Source organism: Flavitalea sp., assembly GCF_035489435.1.
Classification (GTDB): domain Bacteria; phylum Bacteroidota; class Bacteroidia; order Chitinophagales; family Chitinophagaceae; genus DATHKG01.
Map to the genome: position 1 here is coordinate 99,488 of NZ_DATHKG010000090.1, position 18,429 is coordinate 117,916.

The following is an 18,429-nucleotide window of genomic DNA, read 5'->3' on the forward strand; positions in this document are numbered from 1 at the left end:
GTTTGTGCTGTTCGTTTGTTAGAAACTATTTTCCTGTATGGCTGGCAGAACTATGATAAATGTGGCTCCGTTATTTTCTGTGCTTCTTGCAGTGATGATGCCGTTATGTTTGTCGATTATTTTTTTTACGATCGCCAGTCCGATTCCCGTCCCTTCATATTCCTCTTTCGAATTGAGTCTTTGAAAGATCGTAAAAATTTTATCGAGATAAATTTCATCAAAGCCGATACCATTATCTGCGATTGTGAGACGGCAATATTTACCGTTGGCTAAAGCCGGGGCGTCAAATGATTTAGATTGTACATTTTCGGAACTTACCTTAATCACCGGTGCGACATCCTTTTTTGAGAATTTCAGCGCATTACTGATAATGTTCTGGAACACCTGTCTTATCAGGCCAGGGATTACTTCTATCTCACTGAGCCCGGTTACAACAATGAGGGCATTTTTTTCCTTCACAAGCAGTTCCAGATCTGAAAGAATTTCATTGACTATTACATTCAGATCAAATATGCTAAACCTGCCACCATCTGAGAGTCCTGAATAACTCAGCAGATCATTGATGAGGCTTGTCATTCGTTCTGAAGAAAGAATTATCCGGTTGATATAAGACAGCGCATCTTTGTTTTCATGAAGATGTTTATCCCTGATCATCCTGCTAAAAACCTGGATCTTCCTCAGGGGCTCCTTAAGATCATGTGAGGCTATCGACGCGTATTGCTGCAGATCATGATTACTGGTTTCGAGTTCAAAGTTTGTTTTTTGCAGCTCCCAGGTTCTTTGCAACACTCTTTGTTCAAGCAGTTGGTTTGCCATGCGTTGCTCATGTATATCAGTGAAAACCCCTACCCATTTAGAAACAGTTTTTTCGTTTTTAACCGGCGTCATGGTGAGCACATGATAGCGATACTGATTGCTGTTAAGGGGTTTTATGCTGATCTCGAACTGAAGCTGTTCGCCGCCCCTGATCGCTTTTTGCAAGCAAAATTCAACAGTTAGTCCATTGTCATCAGCCTGGGGAAACAGATCTTTGCTGGTTGTATAGTTAAACCAATGTTCATTAACAAATTCAATTTCACCATTTACATTGGTGGTAAAAGCAATCTGGGGAATTGATTCAAGTATGGATCGAAGCTCCTCCAGGTTATGAGATAATTTGCTTTCCGCTTCTTTCCTGAAATCATTTTCAACCTTAAGTGCGCGATGTGTCTCATTAAGTTCACGCGCCTGTTCTGACAACCTGTAAAAGCTTTTTACTTTCAGCAGCATCAGGTCGGGGTCGAAGGGTTTAGTTATATAATCGATCCCGCCAGAGGTATAACCTTTGGTGATAAACTTTTTCTCGGTGTTTACGGCTGAAAGGAAGATGATTGGGATATCCCTGGTTTTGCTATGGCCGGATATTGCTTCAGCCACTTCAAAGCCATCCATCCCGGGCATTTGAACATCAAGTATGATGAGAGAGTAAGTGGATTTAAGTATTTTTTTCAGTGCATCTTCGCCTGACATCGCCGTATCAACACTGAAGTTGTGTAACTCCAGCAAACTTTTCAAAGAGAAGATGTTTTCTTTTTTGTCATCTACGATCAATATCATTGCTGAAAATGGATATTTGAATCATTTGTGAGTCAGTGTAAGGCGAATATACGCAAATCGGGCTGTGATAGATTATATAACGATCTCTAACTGAACAGGTATTCAACATCTGCACGTGTAAGGCTTTTTACAAATCCTTCATCATCTGTGATCAAATCCCGTGCGAGCAGGCGTTTTCTTTCCTGTAACTGGAGGATTTTATCCTCGATGGTATCTTTACAAATCATCCTGTAAGCAAAAATGTTTTTCGTCTGACCAATACGGTGTGTACGGTCAATGGCCTGCTGTTCAACAGCGGGATTCCACCAGGGATCTACTATATAAACATAGTCTGCAGCCGTTAAGTTAAGACCCACTCCACCGGCTTTCAGAGAGATTAGAAATACGCGGCAGTTCTCGTCGTTCTGAAATCGCTGGATAGCTTTTTCACGGTCAACAGCTGTTGTGCTGCCGTCAAAATATTCATAATCCACCCCAAGCTCTGTAAGTTTAGTTCGAATCAGCGCAAGCATCCCCAGGAACTGTGAAAAAATCAATGCCTTATGATTGCCCATATTTTCAGTGAGCTCGCGGCCTATCTCTTCCAGTTTTATAGAATGGTTCGGGAATTTTTCCTGCTCATTTAGTATGGCTGGTGAATCACAGATCTGGCGAAGTTTCATAAGACCCTGCAGGATGGTTAACTGGGAGCGCTGTATACCCTGTTGTTCTATCGTGCCAAGAATCTTGTCCCTGAAATCATTTCTATACGCATCATAAATATTACGCTGTTCATCATCCATCTCGCAGAAAAGAATGGTCTCAACTTTTTCCGGGAGATCCTTTGCTACCTGCTCTTTCGTACGTCTTAATATAAAAGGATAAAGCAGTTTCCTTAAATGATCTTTACGATCCGGTTCACCGAATTTATCAATAGGTATTGAAAATTCCTGGCGGAAAAATTCAATGCTGCCAAGCATACCCGGATTCAGAAAGTTCATCTGTGCAAAAATGTCAAAAGTGTTATTCTGTAATGGAGTACCACTAAGGCAAAGACGGTTGCGGGTGTTAAGCAGGCAAGCCGCTTTGGTGACCTTGCTTGCCGGGTTTTTTATTGCCTGCGATTCATCCAGGATAACATAGTCGAAAGGCACATCAACAATCATCTTGATATCACTGCGCAATGTGCCATAAGTAGTGATAACAATGTTCGTATTCAGGAACATATTTTTGTCCCTGGTTCTTTCTCCGCCATGATGAATTAGGTATTTTAATTCAGGTGCGAATTTTTTTATTTCATTTTCCCAGTTAAACATCAGCGTGGTGGGGCAAACCACCATGGCATTGAGCTTACCGTTTTTCTTGAGATAATAATGCATGTAAGACAGGGTCTGTACGGTTTTACCAAGACCCATATCATCAGCCAGGATTCCACCCCAGCCTATATCCTGCAGATAGTTCAACCAGTAAAAACCATGTTCCTGGTATGGCCTTAGAATGTTTTTAAGGTGTTCGGGAACGGGGATCTCCGCGATCTTATTAAAATTTCTGAGTGTTTCGTATTTTTCTTCGAGTTTAATAACAAGTTCTTCTTCGCTCCGGTTATCATATAATTCATCGATCACACTCATGTGATATTTCGAAAGACGCAGCTGGTTTTGTTTGCCTTCACCCACACGGAACAACAATGAATATTTTTTGATCCATTCTTCAGGCAGAATACCAAGCGTGCCGTCGTTCAATTGTACAAACTGCTGGCGGTTTGCAAGCGCTTTCTTTACATCAGCGATTGTGACCTTCTGATCTCCGAATACGATATCAACCCTGGCATCAAACCAATCGGTATTACTACTGATATGAATTTTAGTCTGCGGTTTAGCAGTATTAAATCTGAAATTTTTAAGTGCCTCAAATCCATAGACCGGCACCTTCAGATCTTTCATGGCATCTATAAAAAGAAAAAACCAGTTATTTTTCAATACATCGGTTCCCTTAAGCGCCAGTTGTTCCGCACCATCCGGACGGATGAAATTTGAGTGGAGTGCTTCAAGCTTTTGGAGGAACAAGCCTTCTTTTTCACGATCGCGATGAACAGCAAGTACACGATCCCCGTCCGGAATAATAAGTTCATCCTTACCCCCGGGTTTGGTTTCGAAGCCTTTGTAGGAAAACAAAGGTTGGAATACGAGGTAATCTCCTTTTTCCTGCAACAGGATCCGCTTTTCCGGATCACCGTCCTTCACTTCACTGATAAGAGAAGATGCAAATTCAACATTATATTGTTTTGTAAGGGGCAGTATAAATGAGCGCATTTGTTCGGGCCAGGCCGACTTGCTGATTGTCATCCTGCCTTTTGACAGGAACCTGTCGACCAGCATTACATCCTCAGACTTCTCCCACAGGTACAGGTTTTCATTGTAGAAAAACAGAACGCTGCTGCTAAGTTCATTTTCCGTGATCTGAACATGCTGTCCGCTAAGTTTCACCCAGCATTCTATCTGGTAATCCTTACCATGCTGTTCAATCTTGAAATACGGGGAGATGAGATCAGTTACGATCCCGATTGATTTCAGGTTATCAGTCCTGAATGCTTTTTTCTCACCCAGTTGAAATACAAAAGGGCTCGCCGCAATATCAATAAAAAGCTTCTTAAGTTTTGGATGAAGATATTCAACCATTAGTGCCTTGGTTTCCTCAGGCAGGTCATCTTCTTCATGATGAATGATATTCTCCCACATACCGCTGAACGGCGAATTGCGGTTTAAATATTTTGTGATCTCTGATTCCTGCATTTTGCGCAGGGGAGCAATCAGCTGTTTATCGTTTTCGTTGTAAAGCTCAATGTTTACGAACTTAGCAAGATCAAGCTTTTCAACCTTACCGACATAAGCGCTAACGGCTTCATTTGATTCGCCCGTTACGGCATCAATTGTAAAGCCCGGGTAAGATGGATGATTGAAATTGAAAACAATGCCGAGTCTTTGAGCCGGATCTTCTGCTTTTTCTGTTACCGGCGTGTCGACCTCCGGCATCATTCCATAATGGAGAGGGTTCTCGCGGGTTTTAGAACGACCCGCATCCTGTGGAGAAATCCTTTTAATGGATGTATCCAGCAGGCGCAGAAAAGGTTTGCCTTCCTTATAAGTGAATTCAAACTTTCCTGTCAGGTCATCATCCAGGGTAAACCCGTACATCTCCAGTAATTTATTTTTCTCCTTATCCCAGTTTCTTATGGTATCGAAATAGTAGCTGCCGTACATTTTGAGCAGCTGGAGAAACACGATTACTTTAGGCAAACAAAGCGGGTGCTGTGTATCAGGATATTCGCAACTTGTATCGAAGTTTCTTTCTTCATTTTTTCGTATCACTACTTTGTATGGAACCCCTTCCAGTTCCACCGTGGCTTTCACTACCTCGTCTTTCGCAGATTCAATTACAGCTTTGCTTTTCGTAAGAAATTCCTCTGCAGCCAAGTAAGATTCAGGTGAACATAAAAGGCGGATGGATTTGTGATCAATGAACTTCATTTTGATCACCGTATGCATTTGGTCATATTCAACTTTTTCAGCCTTCAGCTGGTTCCTGTCCAGCATTTCCTGAAGTTGGATAAGTGCAGCGGCTTCATGACGACATATATCACCCAAATTATAGGGACATGCGCAGCGTAACGAAAGGGTCTTAGGATCCTTGAACTTTTGAATGTTTACCTTATAGTAAGTAGAGTAACTATCGTCTTTTACCCGGAAGGTTACCGAATCAAGCAGCTCATCATAATCAACAAGTTCAACATATCCGATCGCATGTATCTTTTTACCTCTTCTGATCACTTCATCAGTACCGTTGGTATATACATACTTAATTAGATGGGGTAAGGCCAAGCGATTTTAATTTTAATGGTTTAATCCCGGTGATTAACAACTGAACATCCACTTTGTTAATCAGTTTTCATCCCGCCGGTGCGGCCCTTTCCGGCTTCCGGATCAGACAAGGCCAATTGGCAAAAGTAAAGGAAAAAAATCGAGGAAACCCGCCAGAAAAACAGATTTCTGCATTAAACAATTGGTATAGCCTTTGCCAAATGTACCTTTGCAACCACTCAACGTTTTACTGACTGTTCGCCGCAAAGAAACTAAACTACTATATATGACCCGGAGCACCTGTTCCATCATCCTGGTTACCATCTTAACGTCTTCTGTTTCAGCCCAAAAGCTGACCCGGGCCGATAAAGCGATTGTTTCCGGTCTCAAAACCCATATTAGCTTCCTGGCCGACGATAAACTCGAAGGCAGAAGAGCTGGCACATCCGGGGAAAAACTGGCAATGGATTATATCAGCAGCCAGTTTGCCAGGGCGGGCCTGACTCCAAAAGGTGATAGTAGCTGGTTTCAGAAATTCGACATTTATGATGGTAAAGAGATCAGCCCGGCCACGCATTTTATCGTAAATGGTAATGATCTCAAATTGAACAGTGAGTATTTTCCGCTTGCTTTCAGTGCGAATAAAACTTCCAATGCCGCGGTCGAAATGGCCCTGTTGGAAAGCGGGGTCCCCTGGTTTATAGATATCGCTGACATTCTTGAGCAAAACAAAGACAACCCTCATTACGACCTCGAAAATGAGATTCGCAGCCGTGCTACCAAGGCAGCCCAGAAAGGGGCAACTGCTTTAATACTTTTCAATGATTCTGAACTTAAGGATGGTCTGAGTTTTAATGCAAAGGACCGTTCAGAAACCAGTGTCATCCCTGTATTTTATCTTTCCCGGCCTGCAAAACTTCAGTATTTTAAAGATGAGGATGCCACTTATGATCTCCAATTAAAAAGTGAGATTGGTAACAAGGCCCGGTCCGGAACCAATGTTATAGGATATATTGATAACGGTGCGCCCTCAACTATTGTATTAGGCGCCCATTTTGACCACCTTGGCTACGGAGAAGACAATAACTCCATGTTGCGCAATTCAACCGAAAAAATGATTCATAATGGTGCTGATGACAATGCCAGTGGAACCGCCGCACTCATTGAATTAAGTAAACTGCTCAGGAAATCGAAATCAAAAGCAAATAACTACCTCTTCATTGCTTTCTCAGCAGAAGAACTGGGCCTGAACGGTTCGAAATATTTTACGGAGCACCCTACTATTGATATTAAATCTGTCAATTTTATGGTAAACATGGATATGGTTGGACGATTAAGCGATAGTTCAAAGACGCTGACTGTTGGTGGTTATGGTACTTCACCGGCATGGGATGGAATATTGAAAAGCAACAATCCAAAATACCTGAAGATAAAATATGATTCAAGCGGCACCGGACCCAGTGATCACAGTTCTTTTTACAGGAAAGATTTGCCTGTTCTTTTTCTTTTCACCGGCCTTCATACGGATTATCACAAACCTTCCGATGATGCTGATAAAATCAATTATAACGGCGAATTACTGATCCTTCAGTATTTGACCAAAGTGCTTGAAACTGCGGCTGGAAAAGGCAAACTTGCCTTTACTAAAACCAGGGAACAACAAACCGGCACATCAGCAAGATGGACTGTTTCACTTGGAATCATGCCCGATTATACTTTCAGCGGAACCGGTATCCGTGTAGATGGGGTAAGCGATGACCGCCCCGCAAAAAAAGCTGGCATACAAACAGGTGATATCATTCTCCAGCTTGGCGATTTCAATACTTCTTCCATGGAAAATTATATGCAGGCGCTTTCGAAGTTTAAGACAGGTGACAAAGCAAAAGTTAAAGCGAAGAGAGGTGAAGGGCTATTGGAAGTAGATGTTGTATTTTAGCGCAACATAAATATTTTGTCCTGCCTTATGTCGAAGCACAAACTCGATATGGGGGATCTTACAGAAAATTTTTTTGAAGAGACCCGTTTATTAGGATTGGTGGCTCCTGTCAGTGACTATCAACTCTGCTGGCACCTGAACAATGAACTGCGTTTTAATTTTCGTAACAACCCCGACATAACCATCCCACTTAAGAAAAAGAACCTGGATACCATCTTCTATTTCACAGTGTCGGAATGCCGTGAACAGTACAGCGCACTGGCACATTATTTATACAATAATCATTTCAAGGGCGAATACCTGTTGCCTGATATGAAAAAGCTTGATTATATCTGGCTGATGAAAGGAGATACTGTTTCAGATGAATTCATAACTAACCTCGTGGAAATGGTAACAGAGCTGAGTTGCGTAAGGCTGGTAGTAGAGTTGAATCCTGGCACAATGAAAAATAGAGGGAATCTTATTTTTTAATACGAATCGTATTTTCTAAATGAACTTTTATTTTTAAGAGGGAACCTCAGCTTAAAGAGGGAATCTCCGTTTAAAGAGGGAATCTAATTTTAAAGGAAATTTTCATTTTTGAGAGGGAAACTCATTTTTTAAGAGGGGATTTCATTTTTTAATTTGATCAATTTGTTCTTATGTGGAAGGAAGAAAACAACTCATTACATCAGACCTTCGAATTCAAGGATTTCTCTGAAGCTTTTGCTTTTATGACAAGAGTGGCGCTGGAAGCAGAAAAGATGAATCATCATCCAGCCTGGGCAAACACCTACAATAAGGTTGAGATCCGCCTTTCAACACATGACGCCGGGAATACAGTAACAGAGAGGGATCATAAGCTTTCGAAAAAAATCGATGCTATCCTTGTGAAGTAAATGTCTTCTGGCAATCTAAGTAGTAGCTTCGGTCAAATTAAGTAATGGCTTCGTTCAAACTAAGTATTGGCTTCGTTCAATTGCCGGAATAAATGATTGCTCAAGAGATCACAGATGCCCGGCTACAGGTGTATGGTTTTAAACGCTTGGTTATAGATGCCTGATTAAAGATGCATGTTTTTAGACTCCTGGTTATAGATGCCCGGCTATAGGTGCATGGTTTTAGATGCTTGGTTATAGAGGTCAGTATACTGGATATAAATGCCACTATAGATGCCGGATTCAATGAAAAAATCTACAATGAAGAACTCGTTTACTAAGAAGAACCCATTAGCCTTCAAAAACTGGTTAACCCTGAAGAATTCGTTTACCCTGAGCAACTCATTTACTCAAAAGAATTCATCAATTCTGAAGAGCTCGTTCACTCTGTTGAACTCATTTGCCCTGAAGAATTCGTCAATCATAGCATTTCTCGCGGTTTGCATTTTTGCTTCCTGCGAAGACAAACCGGAACCGGACCGGGTTGCTCCGGCATCTCAAACTGCAGCTGAAGATTCTGTTGCCAACGAAAACATAGACACTGTTTTATCAGATGAAACAATTGCCCTGTTTAATCAATCGGGGTTTTCAACATTTGCGAAGTCAAAGTCGCCGGCTTTCGACTGGAGCAAGTTTCGGATGATGAACAGCTGGAAAGAAGATTCATTGTACATCACTCCCTTTGAACCGGCCAGTAATTTCTATGAAATTTATAAACCTTACCTGAAATATTCGCCTGATGGTTCGATGTTTATTGATCTCGACAGTTATAATCTCGCCCTTGAAAAAGATGAAAACGGTCGCCAGGTTGCCATAGAATCGGGGCCTGATACAGAGGTTAGCCTTGTGAATGTAAAGGACAAGAAAAAGACCAGGCTAGTTTTCCTCGGTCCGGGTAGTTCAATTGAAGACGGATCATGGATAGATAACGACAACCTTATCCTGCTTGGCTTCCAGGAGAGCGGTGATGCCGGCAACAAGTTGCCGGTAATCTGGAGATATCATTTGCCTACCACTACATTTTATATCTACGAAATGCCCGATCCTGCAGTAGCCAAACAACTGATGGGTCAATGGCGAAAAGAACGACTTAAGGGTTTAACAATTAAATAAGTTAAACAAAATCACTTCAACACAATTTCAACACAATTTCAAAACAAATCCTTTCAACAAAAATCCTTTTAACGAAAGCATTGGCACACAAAATCCTTCCAACAAAACTATCTCAACGAAATTCTTTCCAAACTTTACACATACGATCCCAAAAAAAAAGCAGCCTCATCTGAGACTGCTTTACTATTACATCAATTTATTAATTGTCTAATTGACTCACGAACAACTAACTCATAATTCCCTCTCTCACTCACTCATCACTCATAACTCATAATTCATAATTCATAATTCTCTTCTCAGCCGTTCATCGAAGCAAGAAATTCTTCGTTGCTCTTAGTTCCGCGCATACGACGAAGTAATTCATGCATTGCTTCTTCAGTGTTCATGTCATTCAGATAAACTCTAAGCAAATTCATCCGCTGAAGTACTTCTTTTTCAAGCAACAGATCATCACGGCGAGTTGATGAAGCTACCAGGTCGATTGCAGGGAACACGCGACGATTAGCGAGTCTCCTGTCGAGCTGAAGTTCCATGTTACCGGTACCTTTGAATTCTTCAAATATCACTTCATCCATTTTTGATCCGGTATCGATCAGGGCTGTTGCAAGAATGGTAAGGGATCCGCCATTTTCAATTTTTCTGGCAGCACCAAAAAACTGTTTTGGTTTCTGCATCGCGTTGGCTTCAACACCACCAGACAATACTTTACCAGATGAAGGAGCAACAGTATTATGTGCACGTGCGAGACGTGTAATAGAATCAAGGAGAATAATTACATCATGTCCACATTCTACAAGCCTTTTGGCTTTCGAAAGCGCGATGGTGGATACTTTAACATGTTTTTCAGCCGGTTCATCAAATGTTGAAGCAATAACTTCTGCTTTAACACTCCGTTCCATATCTGTAACCTCTTCAGGCCTTTCATCTACAAGCACCACAATCAGGTAACATTCCGGATGATTAGCGGCAATTGCATTTGCTACTTCTTTCAAAAGTACCGTTTTACCGGTTTTGGGCTGGGCAACGATAAGTCCACGCTGACCTTTACCTATCGGGGTAAACAGGTCCATGATCCGGGTGCTATAACTATTGGGAGTTGTAAAGAGGTTCAGCTTTTCGTAAGGGAATAGGGGTGTGAGATAGTCGAAAGGCACACGGTCGCGCACATCTTCCGGACTTTTACCATTTATTGTTTCAACTTTAAGAAGCGCAAAATATTTTTCGCCTTCTTTTGGAGGTCTTACGGCTCCGTAAACGGTATCCCCTGTTTTTAAACCAAAAAGTTTTATTTGTGAGGGTGATACATAAATATCATCTGGTGAGCTAAGATAATTGTAATCACTGCTTCTTAAAAAGCCGTAACCGTCGGGCATCATTTCCAATACTCCTTCAGCATTGATAACACCGTCAAATTCAATGTTAAAATTTGCTTCCCGGCGAGGAGGATAAGGTCGTTGTGGTTCGCTGGTGTTTACATTACCATTTGCGTTGCCATTTCCGTTACCATTGCCATTTGTATTTTGTGGCTGTTCTGATACAGGAGGTTGTGCAACTGTTTTTGGAGTACCTGATAATTCTTCCTGCATGTTGCCGGAAAAAGATGAATCATCGTTCGAAGACTGTTCAGATGATTGTTCGTTTTCATCCTGATCTTCTTCTGCTTTCCGTTTTCCTTTCTTGACGATTGGTTGTGGAGCACGGTTGGTTTTTTCAGATGATGCAGCGGTTGCAGTATTGGCATTAGCTGCAGCAGCTGCAGTTGTTGCAACGGACGCAGCAGTTGCGGCAGTTCTCTTCTTAGGAGCTTCCTTCTTTACTTCTTTCGCAGCTTTTTCCTCATGATCACTCTCAACAATTGCTTCTTCTGTAGCATTGGAAGTGCTCGTTTTCACGACGCGCTTTCGTTTTCCTTTTTCTTCACCTGGCGCAGCCTTTTCGGAGCTGCTATTTACAGCCTGTTTATCCAATATTTTATAGATTAACTCTTGTTTATCTAATTTCTTTGAATTGGTGAGTTTTAACTGCTCGGCTATATCCAGCAGCTCAGGAACGAGCATGTCGTTCAATTGCAGAATGTCGTACATAAAAAAACTTGAGAGTTTAACACTTGATCCAAACAACCAATCTTAGTCGGTGAAATAATCTTAATGAAAATCTTAATGAATTGAAATTTTACCCGTAAGAAAAAACTGATGAGCTTGAGAGAATCGGGTATCTTATCAGCCTTATTCCTGCACAATAATACGTCAAATTTGCAAAAAGCAAAAATATTTAAGCCTTAACCGTCTGAAATTTAAGTATCTTTTGTATTATTCCCGCTGATTTTCAACGATTCCCGTCATTGCTTCCAGAATTCGCATTCATATCAACTGTTTTAGCTACCTGTTCAGTTTCTTCCTGTGGTTTGTCAATATAGAGCCTTTGTGTTGGATATGCAAATTCGATTCCACGAACATGGAAAGCTTCCATTATTTTCAGCAGAACTGATTGCTGAGTGTCCATATACTTCCCAAATTCCGGCGAATCCACTATATACACCACTTCATAGTTTACACTTGAACTGCCAAGACTTGAAAGATGTGCCCTGTCAAAAGTTGTTAACTCGTGAGAACTAACAATATCTTTCACTATGGTGGGTATTTGTTTCAGCAGATCTGTTTTTGTTGAATAAACTACCTGTAATGTAAATACCGACCTTCTTTTCTCCAGCCGCTTATAGTTACGAATGGTTGATTTTGTGAGATCCGTGTTTGACATTACAAGTTGTTCACCATCAAGACTTCTCAGCCTGGTAGTTTTAATCCCTATTTGTTCAACAACACCCGAAGCTGTTGGAGTTGTCACGTAGTCGCCAATCTCGAACGGTTTGTCAAAGAAAATCACGAAATAACTGAAAAGATCCACCAACACTGTTTGAGCGGCAAGCGCGATGGCTATACCACCAACACCAAGACCAGCGATAAAAGTCCGCACATCATATCCTAGATTTCCCAGTAACACGATGAAGCCGGTAATCCATACCAGGGCTTTCACAACCCCCAACAGTCCGGTTAACTGACGGATACGCTCAGCCGATTCGTTTCTCCGCCGCATGAAGCCGGTCACCATTAATTGTATTGCATGGTTGATTACCCTGACCAGGAAATAAATGGTAATCACTGCCATTGCAACAGTAAGTATTTTCTGTAGCCGGTGACTAAGATTAAGCTGGTTTATTATCTGGTAGTTGATAAAAAGATAAGCATAGGGTAAAATATATTTCCGGATCTCACTGAGTATTACATCATCGTAGGTTGAATTTGACTTTGATATCCAACGGGTGACGTGGGTCATAACAAATCCGCGTAGTATACGAATAATGACCCAGCTAACAAATATGCCTGCTAATGCGATGAAGTAAGATTGTACTGTATTGCCCCAGTAGACTTTATCCAGATATGAATCCATGATAAAAATTTTTATTATCCGTACCGGGTTGTCCTATTTTCTATGGATTACCAGTTTGCCTTCCTGGTAAAACGGCAATACGTTTGCCACATCATTGGTTAAGCAATATCGAATATCTTTTTCGAGATCGTAGCCCATAAGTCGCAGATAATGGGAAGCCTCTTTCTGTTTCATATATTCAAAGAGATCAGGCTTCGCCACATCATAAAGAGTTTCTGCAATTTTTGAAGAGTCACAATTGATCGCGAAATGGTCTTTGACCCGGTTGATAACTGCCCCGGCAAAAAGCATGTCTTCAATATTTACACGGTCCTTCCAGGCGGCACAGCCAAGTACTACATTTTGATGACGGCTTAACAGGAATTCACAGACCGCTGTAAGATTTGGGAATGATCCTGTTATAATCTGGCCTGCACCACGTTCCAGGGCCATATGCAGGAGCTTGGTACCATTGGTGGTGGTTAACACTAAAGTTTTGTTGCCGATAAATTCTTTTGAATATTCAAAGGGCGAATTACCATACTGGAGTCCTTCGGCAATCAGGCCATCCCGCTCTCCTGCTGTAATACAGTCTATCTTCCTGCCGAACTCCATGCATTTTGCAACACTGTCAACTGGTATCACAGCCTTGGCTCCATTAAACAATGCCGTAGCAATGGTTGAGGTTGCTCTTAATATATCAATGATAACAACAACTGTATTGTTGAGATCATATAAATGAAGAAGTGCTGGCGAGAAACAGGTATATAATGTAGGTTTTGAGTTGTTTTGATTCATAAATTTCATGTAACGAAAAAAAACCTACTTATCCAGGAGGTCTTTCCATTTGTTGGATTCCGCAAAGTTCCTGATAAATTCATTACGGCTTTCCAGCAGAGTACGCAGATATTTCGTAAGGTATATTGAGTTTAGCAGTTTTCCGATCTTTCCATAAGGCGATTCGAAGTCAACGATATCAATCATAAAGATACCATTATCTATTTGCTTGAAGTGATGTTGATGCCTGAAGGATTTAAAATCCCCTTCCACCATTTCATCAACAAAAGATACCGGTCTGTTCATGTCTGAAATCCTGATTTTCATGATCCTCGTTTTCATGAGGTGTTTTGCCTTCCAGGTAACCGTTTCACCTGTACCTATCAAACCCATCGTAGTGCCAGCTACGGCCTGCTCTCCTGTTTGAGCCATCGATTTTTTGTGAAGATCAATACTTCTCGCGAGATCGAATACCCGTTCAAGCGGGGCAGCTATAAAGGTGGTAAGATGGATATTGGGCATCGGGTTAAGACAATTTACTAGGCGGAAGTCAATCAAAAATCAAGCCTGCATTTGCTCATAACAACTTACGCAAAATTATATTTTATTGTGTCAGATAAAAGGAAATTTTACAATTTTTGCCTTTAGCTGTTTATCCCTTACGCTGATGTATATTTCATTGTCTATCGCCGACTGATCAATGGTGACATATCCCATTCCAATTGCTTTTTGCAAAGAGGGCGATTGGGTTCCAGACGTGACATATCCTATGTTAGTTCCATTGATATCACAGATATTGTAGTGATGTCGGGGTATACCCTTATCCACCATTTCGAAACCCACTAGTTTGCGTGTGACTCCTTCGTTTTTTTGTTTTTCAAATATAGGCCTGGCATTGAATTCCTTGGTAAACTTTGTTACCCAGCCTAAGCCAGCCTCCAGTGGAGATGTGGTATCGTCAATATCATTTCCATAAAGACAATATCCCATTTCGAGCCTGAGCGTGTCCCTCGCACCGAGCCCGATGGGTTTTAATCCCTGCCCTGATCCTGCATTGAAAATTGCATCCCATATTTTATCTGCAGCGCCATCGCTATCCTCAAAATAGATCTCAACACCACCAGCGCCGGTATAACCCGTCGCGCTTATAAGTACGTTTTTTACCCCGGCAAACACACCTTTAGTGAATGTATAATACTTCAGGTTCATCAGGTCTGTGTCAGTAAGCGTTTGAAGAATTTTCGTAGCCGCTGGTCCCTGGATTGCCAGAAGGCAGGTTTTGTCTGATATATTATGCATCTCAACATTTTTAGTGTTAAAAGATGAGATCCAGTTCCAGTCTTTTTCAATATTGGATGCATTCACAACCAGCATATAGGCCTTGTTTTCTTCCAGGCAATAAACGAGCAGGTCATCAACTATACCACCTGCATTGTTGGGGAGACAACTGTATTGTGCCTTACCGGCCACTAATTTTGATGCATCATTTGTGGTTACACGTTGTATCAGATCCAATGCATTTTCCCCTTTTAAGATAAACTCTCCCATATGACTCACATCAAATATTCCGGCATTTTTGCGAACGGCAGCATGTTCATCATTTATACCTGTATACGATATGGGCATGTTGTAACCAGCAAATTCAGCCATCTTTGCTCCCAATGCAATGTGTTTGTCTGTAAAAGGGGTGTTTTTCATCCTGAAAATATTATATTAAGTGCCTGCAAATGTAACAGAATCACCTAATAAGTTGCTTTTTTTAATGGCCAAACCATTACAATCAGGACAGCAACAGCGCTTTAGGATAATTTTCAATTAAGCGTTGGCTCGCCCGACATAAGGGTTTAACTTTACATCTTAATCAAACGAACAAACGCAGTTTGATGCAGCGTTTAGGCACGGGCGAAAGCTTCAACAATTCTGTACTAACAATTCTGTACTAACAATTCTGTACTAACAACTGAAACAGTACGTTTAATTGTTTTATTGTCTTGATACGCAACATAAATGCATCTGCGCAACGGGTTTAAGTCCCGCTTTTTAAATTATGTTATTATTAGCGACTGATCTCGACGGAACGTTTTTAGGCGGCACAAACGCTCACAAACAACAACTTTACCGGCTTATCCTGGAAACCCCTGGGTTAAAGCTGATTTTTGTAACCGGCCGCGGGCTTGGGTCGGTGATGCCTTTGCTTCATGATGCAGAAATTCCAACTCCGGATTATATCATCTGCGACGTTGGTGCCACAGTATTAAACGGTAAAACACTTGAGCCGATTCAACCCCTCCAGTCACAGATAGAAAAGAAATGGCCGGGATCAACATTGATTCGCCAAAAATTAAAACCGGTAAATGGGTTGCGCTACCAGGAAGTTCCTCAAAACAGGCGTTGTTCTTTTTTTCTTGACAAACAAACAGACATGTCTCATTTAACTGAAGTTGCGTCTGCTTTGGGTTGCGATGTACTTGTGTCGGCAGGAAAATTTATCGATATTTTGCCTCACGGAGTGAATAAAGGGTCCACACTTACTAAATTGATCGGATTCCTTAACCTGTCGCCCGGGAGTATCCTGGTAGCGGGTGACACTATGAATGATCTTTCATTATATGAAACAGGTTATAAAGGTGTAGTTGTCGGTGAAGCAGAAGAACTGCTGCTGAATGCAGTCAGCGGTCTTAAGTCAGTGTATATAGCTGAAGAATCAGGAGCCGGAGGAATATTGGAAGCAATGGCCAATGATGCAGGATTTAAGTCTTTTATCTCAGGAAGTTCAACAAATTAAAGCTGGTGCGATAAATATTTTTATCTGACGGTCTTCAATACCAGGCGGCTTACTTTATAGATGGCCACTACCTGGGTTATATCAGTAGGATTCAATAATACATAATTTTTTATAGATGGAACCGATGTCGCTTGCGAATCAGTCGCTTGCGAATCAGTCGCTTGCGAATCAATAGTGCTATGGCTTTCAATATCCGCCATCCTTGTATTGTTTTTCTGGTCTGCAACGATGATCAATACCAGGGCAAACAACACGGGAACCATATGCATAGACAAACACGAGCCAAAAAATATTTTTACATCTCTAAAGGTCGATGCAAACCTGCTGCTTAAACTATCTGAAGAGTTCATAATCTTTTGTTTGAACGATCCGTTTTAAAATAAGGGGCCCTTTCCGGGGATCGGACCCCTTTACTCCAACTTCAACCGATCTTAGAATATATTTGAGAATGCTGCATAAGGTATCATTATCTCGCTGGTCACTCTTTGGCGTACTGTTGTATCAATTGCAGGCTCAGGCTGCTGGCGATAGCGATATCTTTTTTCATCTTTTGGTTCAATCTTAATTTCTGCACCGCTATCATTTGCCTTAATCCTTACCCTTTGGCCGTTGGTACGCCGTCTTTCAAAACCGGAGGTCGATTCAAGACCGGTCTCGGTCATCACATATTCAGTATCTGTGTTCCAGTCGTAAGTATAATCCCAACTATCATCCCAGTCTATATTGAATCCACGACGGCGGTTAAAGTTTACTGAGAACCAGTTGTAGTCGGTAACGCTGTGGTCAAGTTCGATTCGTTTTCCAACCGGAACTTCTACTACTACCAGTACCTGTTGGTTGCGGAACTTTTCATCTTTAGTAATTGAAAACCCCTTTGGTAATATCACCAGGCTGTCTTGTTGAGTTATATTGAAGTTGATACGCCCGGCGAGTTTTTTAGCAATATCAGGATTATTACCGCGACTGAATCTGACCCTGTAAACATGATACAAAGAGTCTTTGCTTTTTACAACATTTACCCTTACTGTATTCAACATCAGCGTATCGGGGTTGGTACCGTAGAAGGGCATATCCTCATCCCACTCAACTCCGAACCAGTCATCATTGTAGTAACGGATATTATTTTCGGCAACATCTACCATCAATTTTCCTGATGTGGGTTGATTGATGGGAACTGCATCTTCCACCCCTGATTTGGTTTTGAAATTCCTGGCAAACATTGCTGCAAGTGTGATGGCTGAAACAAGACCAATGAACCAGAGACTGCCGAATACATAGCCGAGGTAATGATTTTTTGACCTTGCACCAATGATGCGTCTCACGAGCCAGGTAATAAGAGAAAGCACAGGCACACCAAGAAAAAATATAAGTGTTGACCAGGCCAGGATATTTTGCCAGGATCCGTCAAGGATAAAGTTTTTCAAAGGGAACATTGCGAATCCACCGAAAAGAAATCCAACAAGCACTGCAAACAAACTAAGGGCGATCATTGCAGCAATGAACAAAAAGAAAGCTTTAAACAACACTCCAATCACATGGCCAATTCCACTTCCTGCTTTTCTTGCCAGTGGGGCAGCTTCACTGGAAAAGCGTTTTGCATAGGTACCTGATTCCTGACCCCATTGTTTTGCACGCTCGCCGAAATTTTCTGCTGTTTGCTTTACTTCTTCACCCCATTTTTCTGCCCTGTTTTTAAAAGACCCCATGTCATTTTTCACAGTATCACGAATTGAGTTGAGATCAACTCTTTCGCCCCGCATTTGCAATTTTTCTGCGGCAGTTTTCGCTACCGGTACCGCAATCCAAAGAATGATATAGGTAACAAAGAGGGTACTGCCGAGCGAACCTGTTACGATACGGGGTACGAAACCGAAATCCCAATCCCACCAGATTGCATTAAAAGTACCTGAAATGATGCCCAGTACCAGCGGCAAAGCGAAAATCAATCGTGGTATCCATATTTCCACGTTAAAGTATGCTGCAAGTCCTGAAGCCACCCCAGCTATTACTTTATCATCAGGATTTCTGTAAAGCCGGCGGGTA

At 41.6% G+C, this 18,429-nt stretch carries 14 protein-coding genes; 5 read left to right on the forward strand and 9 right to left on the reverse strand.

Going from position 1 to position 18,429, the window contains the following annotated elements; translation table 11 throughout:
• Positions 1 to 18: 18 nt before the first annotated feature.
• Positions 19 to 1,596: a hybrid sensor histidine kinase/response regulator gene (locus VK664_RS13940; RefSeq protein ID WP_461399287.1), complete on the reverse strand. Its 1,578-nt coding sequence runs from the start codon at positions 1,594 to 1,596 to the stop codon at positions 19 to 21.
• A gap of 86 nt (positions 1,597 to 1,682) precedes the next feature.
• Positions 1,683 to 5,453: a DEAD/DEAH box helicase gene (locus tag VK664_RS13945; protein ID WP_461399288.1), complete on the reverse strand. Its 3,771-nt coding sequence runs from the start codon at positions 5,451 to 5,453 to the stop codon at positions 1,683 to 1,685.
• A 265-nt stretch (positions 5,454 to 5,718) separates the two neighbouring features.
• On the opposite strand from VK664_RS13945, the gene VK664_RS13950 reads away from it, so the two are divergent.
• From VK664_RS13950 to VK664_RS13965, 4 genes are all read left to right on the forward strand, one after another.
• Positions 5,719 to 7,368 carry a M20/M25/M40 family metallo-hydrolase gene (locus VK664_RS13950; protein ID WP_461399289.1) on the forward strand — a complete coding sequence of 550 codons (1,650 nt, stop codon included), beginning with the start codon at positions 5,719 to 5,721 and terminating at the stop codon, positions 7,366 to 7,368.
• A gap of 27 nt (positions 7,369 to 7,395) precedes the next feature.
• Complete coding sequence (locus VK664_RS13955; protein ID WP_461399290.1) at positions 7,396 to 7,839, forward strand: IPExxxVDY family protein; 444 nt, start codon at positions 7,396 to 7,398, stop codon at positions 7,837 to 7,839.
• A 170-nt stretch (positions 7,840 to 8,009) separates the two neighbouring features.
• A complete protein-coding gene (locus VK664_RS13960; protein ID WP_461399291.1) occupies positions 8,010 to 8,246 on the forward strand; it encodes a 4a-hydroxytetrahydrobiopterin dehydratase in 237 nt (78 codons plus the stop codon).
• Positions 8,247 to 8,546: 300 nt separating this feature from the next.
• A complete protein-coding gene (locus VK664_RS13965; RefSeq protein ID WP_461399292.1) occupies positions 8,547 to 9,398 on the forward strand; it encodes a hypothetical protein in 852 nt (283 codons plus the stop codon).
• A 296-nt stretch (positions 9,399 to 9,694) separates the two neighbouring features.
• Here the strand turns inward: VK664_RS13965 and rho are convergent, their stop codons facing one another.
• The 5 genes from rho to gcvT all read right to left on the reverse strand — a co-directional run bounded on the left by rho (position 9,695) and on the right by gcvT (position 15,299).
• A complete protein-coding gene (gene rho, locus VK664_RS13970; RefSeq protein ID WP_461399293.1) occupies positions 9,695 to 11,482 on the reverse strand; it encodes a transcription termination factor Rho in 1,788 nt (595 codons plus the stop codon).
• Between the two features lie 241 nt (positions 11,483 to 11,723).
• The gene (locus tag VK664_RS13975; protein ID WP_461399294.1) at positions 11,724 to 12,845 is read right to left on the reverse strand and encodes a mechanosensitive ion channel family protein; all 1,122 of its coding nucleotides are present in this window, start codon (positions 12,843 to 12,845) and stop codon (positions 11,724 to 11,726) included.
• A 33-nt stretch (positions 12,846 to 12,878) separates the two neighbouring features.
• Positions 12,879 to 13,622 carry a 2-phosphosulfolactate phosphatase gene (locus VK664_RS13980; protein WP_461399295.1) on the reverse strand — a complete coding sequence of 248 codons (744 nt, stop codon included), beginning with the start codon at positions 13,620 to 13,622 and terminating at the stop codon, positions 12,879 to 12,881.
• Positions 13,623 to 13,646: 24 nt separating this feature from the next.
• Entirely contained in the window at positions 13,647 to 14,123 is a 477-nt protein-coding gene (locus tag VK664_RS13985) for an SRPBCC family protein (protein WP_461399296.1), read from the reverse strand.
• A gap of 90 nt (positions 14,124 to 14,213) precedes the next feature.
• Entirely contained in the window at positions 14,214 to 15,299 is a 1,086-nt protein-coding gene (gene gcvT, locus VK664_RS13990) for a glycine cleavage system aminomethyltransferase GcvT (RefSeq protein WP_461399297.1), read from the reverse strand.
• Between the two features lie 349 nt (positions 15,300 to 15,648).
• Here gcvT and VK664_RS13995 point away from each other — a divergent pair, with 349 nt between their 5' ends.
• Positions 15,649 to 16,386 (forward strand): HAD family hydrolase, encoded by a 738-nt coding sequence (locus VK664_RS13995; protein WP_461399298.1) that lies wholly within the window; start codon positions 15,649 to 15,651, stop codon positions 16,384 to 16,386.
• A 20-nt stretch (positions 16,387 to 16,406) separates the two neighbouring features.
• Here the strand turns inward: VK664_RS13995 and VK664_RS14000 are convergent, their stop codons facing one another.
• The gene (locus tag VK664_RS14000) at positions 16,407 to 16,736 is read right to left on the reverse strand and encodes a hypothetical protein (RefSeq protein WP_461399299.1); all 330 of its coding nucleotides are present in this window, start codon (positions 16,734 to 16,736) and stop codon (positions 16,407 to 16,409) included.
• Positions 16,737 to 16,817: 81 nt separating this feature from the next.
• Positions 16,818 to 18,429, reverse strand: a 1,612-nt coding sequence (locus VK664_RS14005; RefSeq protein ID WP_461399300.1) for a PspC domain-containing protein, incomplete at its 5' end; no start/stop codon positions are given.

Coding starts and splice junctions, on each gene's coding strand:
- VK664_RS13955 (WP_461399290.1), top strand. CDS start 7,396: ATGTCGAAGCACAAACTCGATATGGGGGATCTTACAGAAAATTTTTTT.
- VK664_RS13940 (WP_461399287.1), bottom strand. CDS start 1,596: ATGATATTGATCGTAGATGACAAAAAAGAAAACATCTTCTCTTTGAAA.
- VK664_RS13980 (WP_461399295.1), bottom strand. CDS start 13,622: ATGAATCAAAACAACTCAAAACCTACATTATATACCTGTTTCTCGCCA.
- VK664_RS13960 (WP_461399291.1), top strand. CDS start 8,010: ATGTGGAAGGAAGAAAACAACTCATTACATCAGACCTTCGAATTCAAG.
- VK664_RS13975 (WP_461399294.1), bottom strand. CDS start 12,845: ATGGATTCATATCTGGATAAAGTCTACTGGGGCAATACAGTACAATCT.
- VK664_RS13995 (WP_461399298.1), top strand. CDS start 15,649: ATGTTATTATTAGCGACTGATCTCGACGGAACGTTTTTAGGCGGCACA.
- rho (WP_461399293.1), bottom strand. CDS start 11,482: ATGTACGACATTCTGCAATTGAACGACATGCTCGTTCCTGAGCTGCTG.
- gcvT (WP_461399297.1), bottom strand. CDS start 15,299: ATGAAAAACACCCCTTTTACAGACAAACACATTGCATTGGGAGCAAAG.
- VK664_RS14000 (WP_461399299.1), bottom strand. CDS start 16,736: ATGAACTCTTCAGATAGTTTAAGCAGCAGGTTTGCATCGACCTTTAGA.
- VK664_RS13985 (WP_461399296.1), bottom strand. CDS start 14,123: ATGCCCAATATCCATCTTACCACCTTTATAGCTGCCCCGCTTGAACGG.
- VK664_RS13965 (WP_461399292.1), top strand. CDS start 8,547: ATGAAGAACTCGTTTACTAAGAAGAACCCATTAGCCTTCAAAAACTGG.
- VK664_RS13950 (WP_461399289.1), top strand. CDS start 5,719: ATGACCCGGAGCACCTGTTCCATCATCCTGGTTACCATCTTAACGTCT.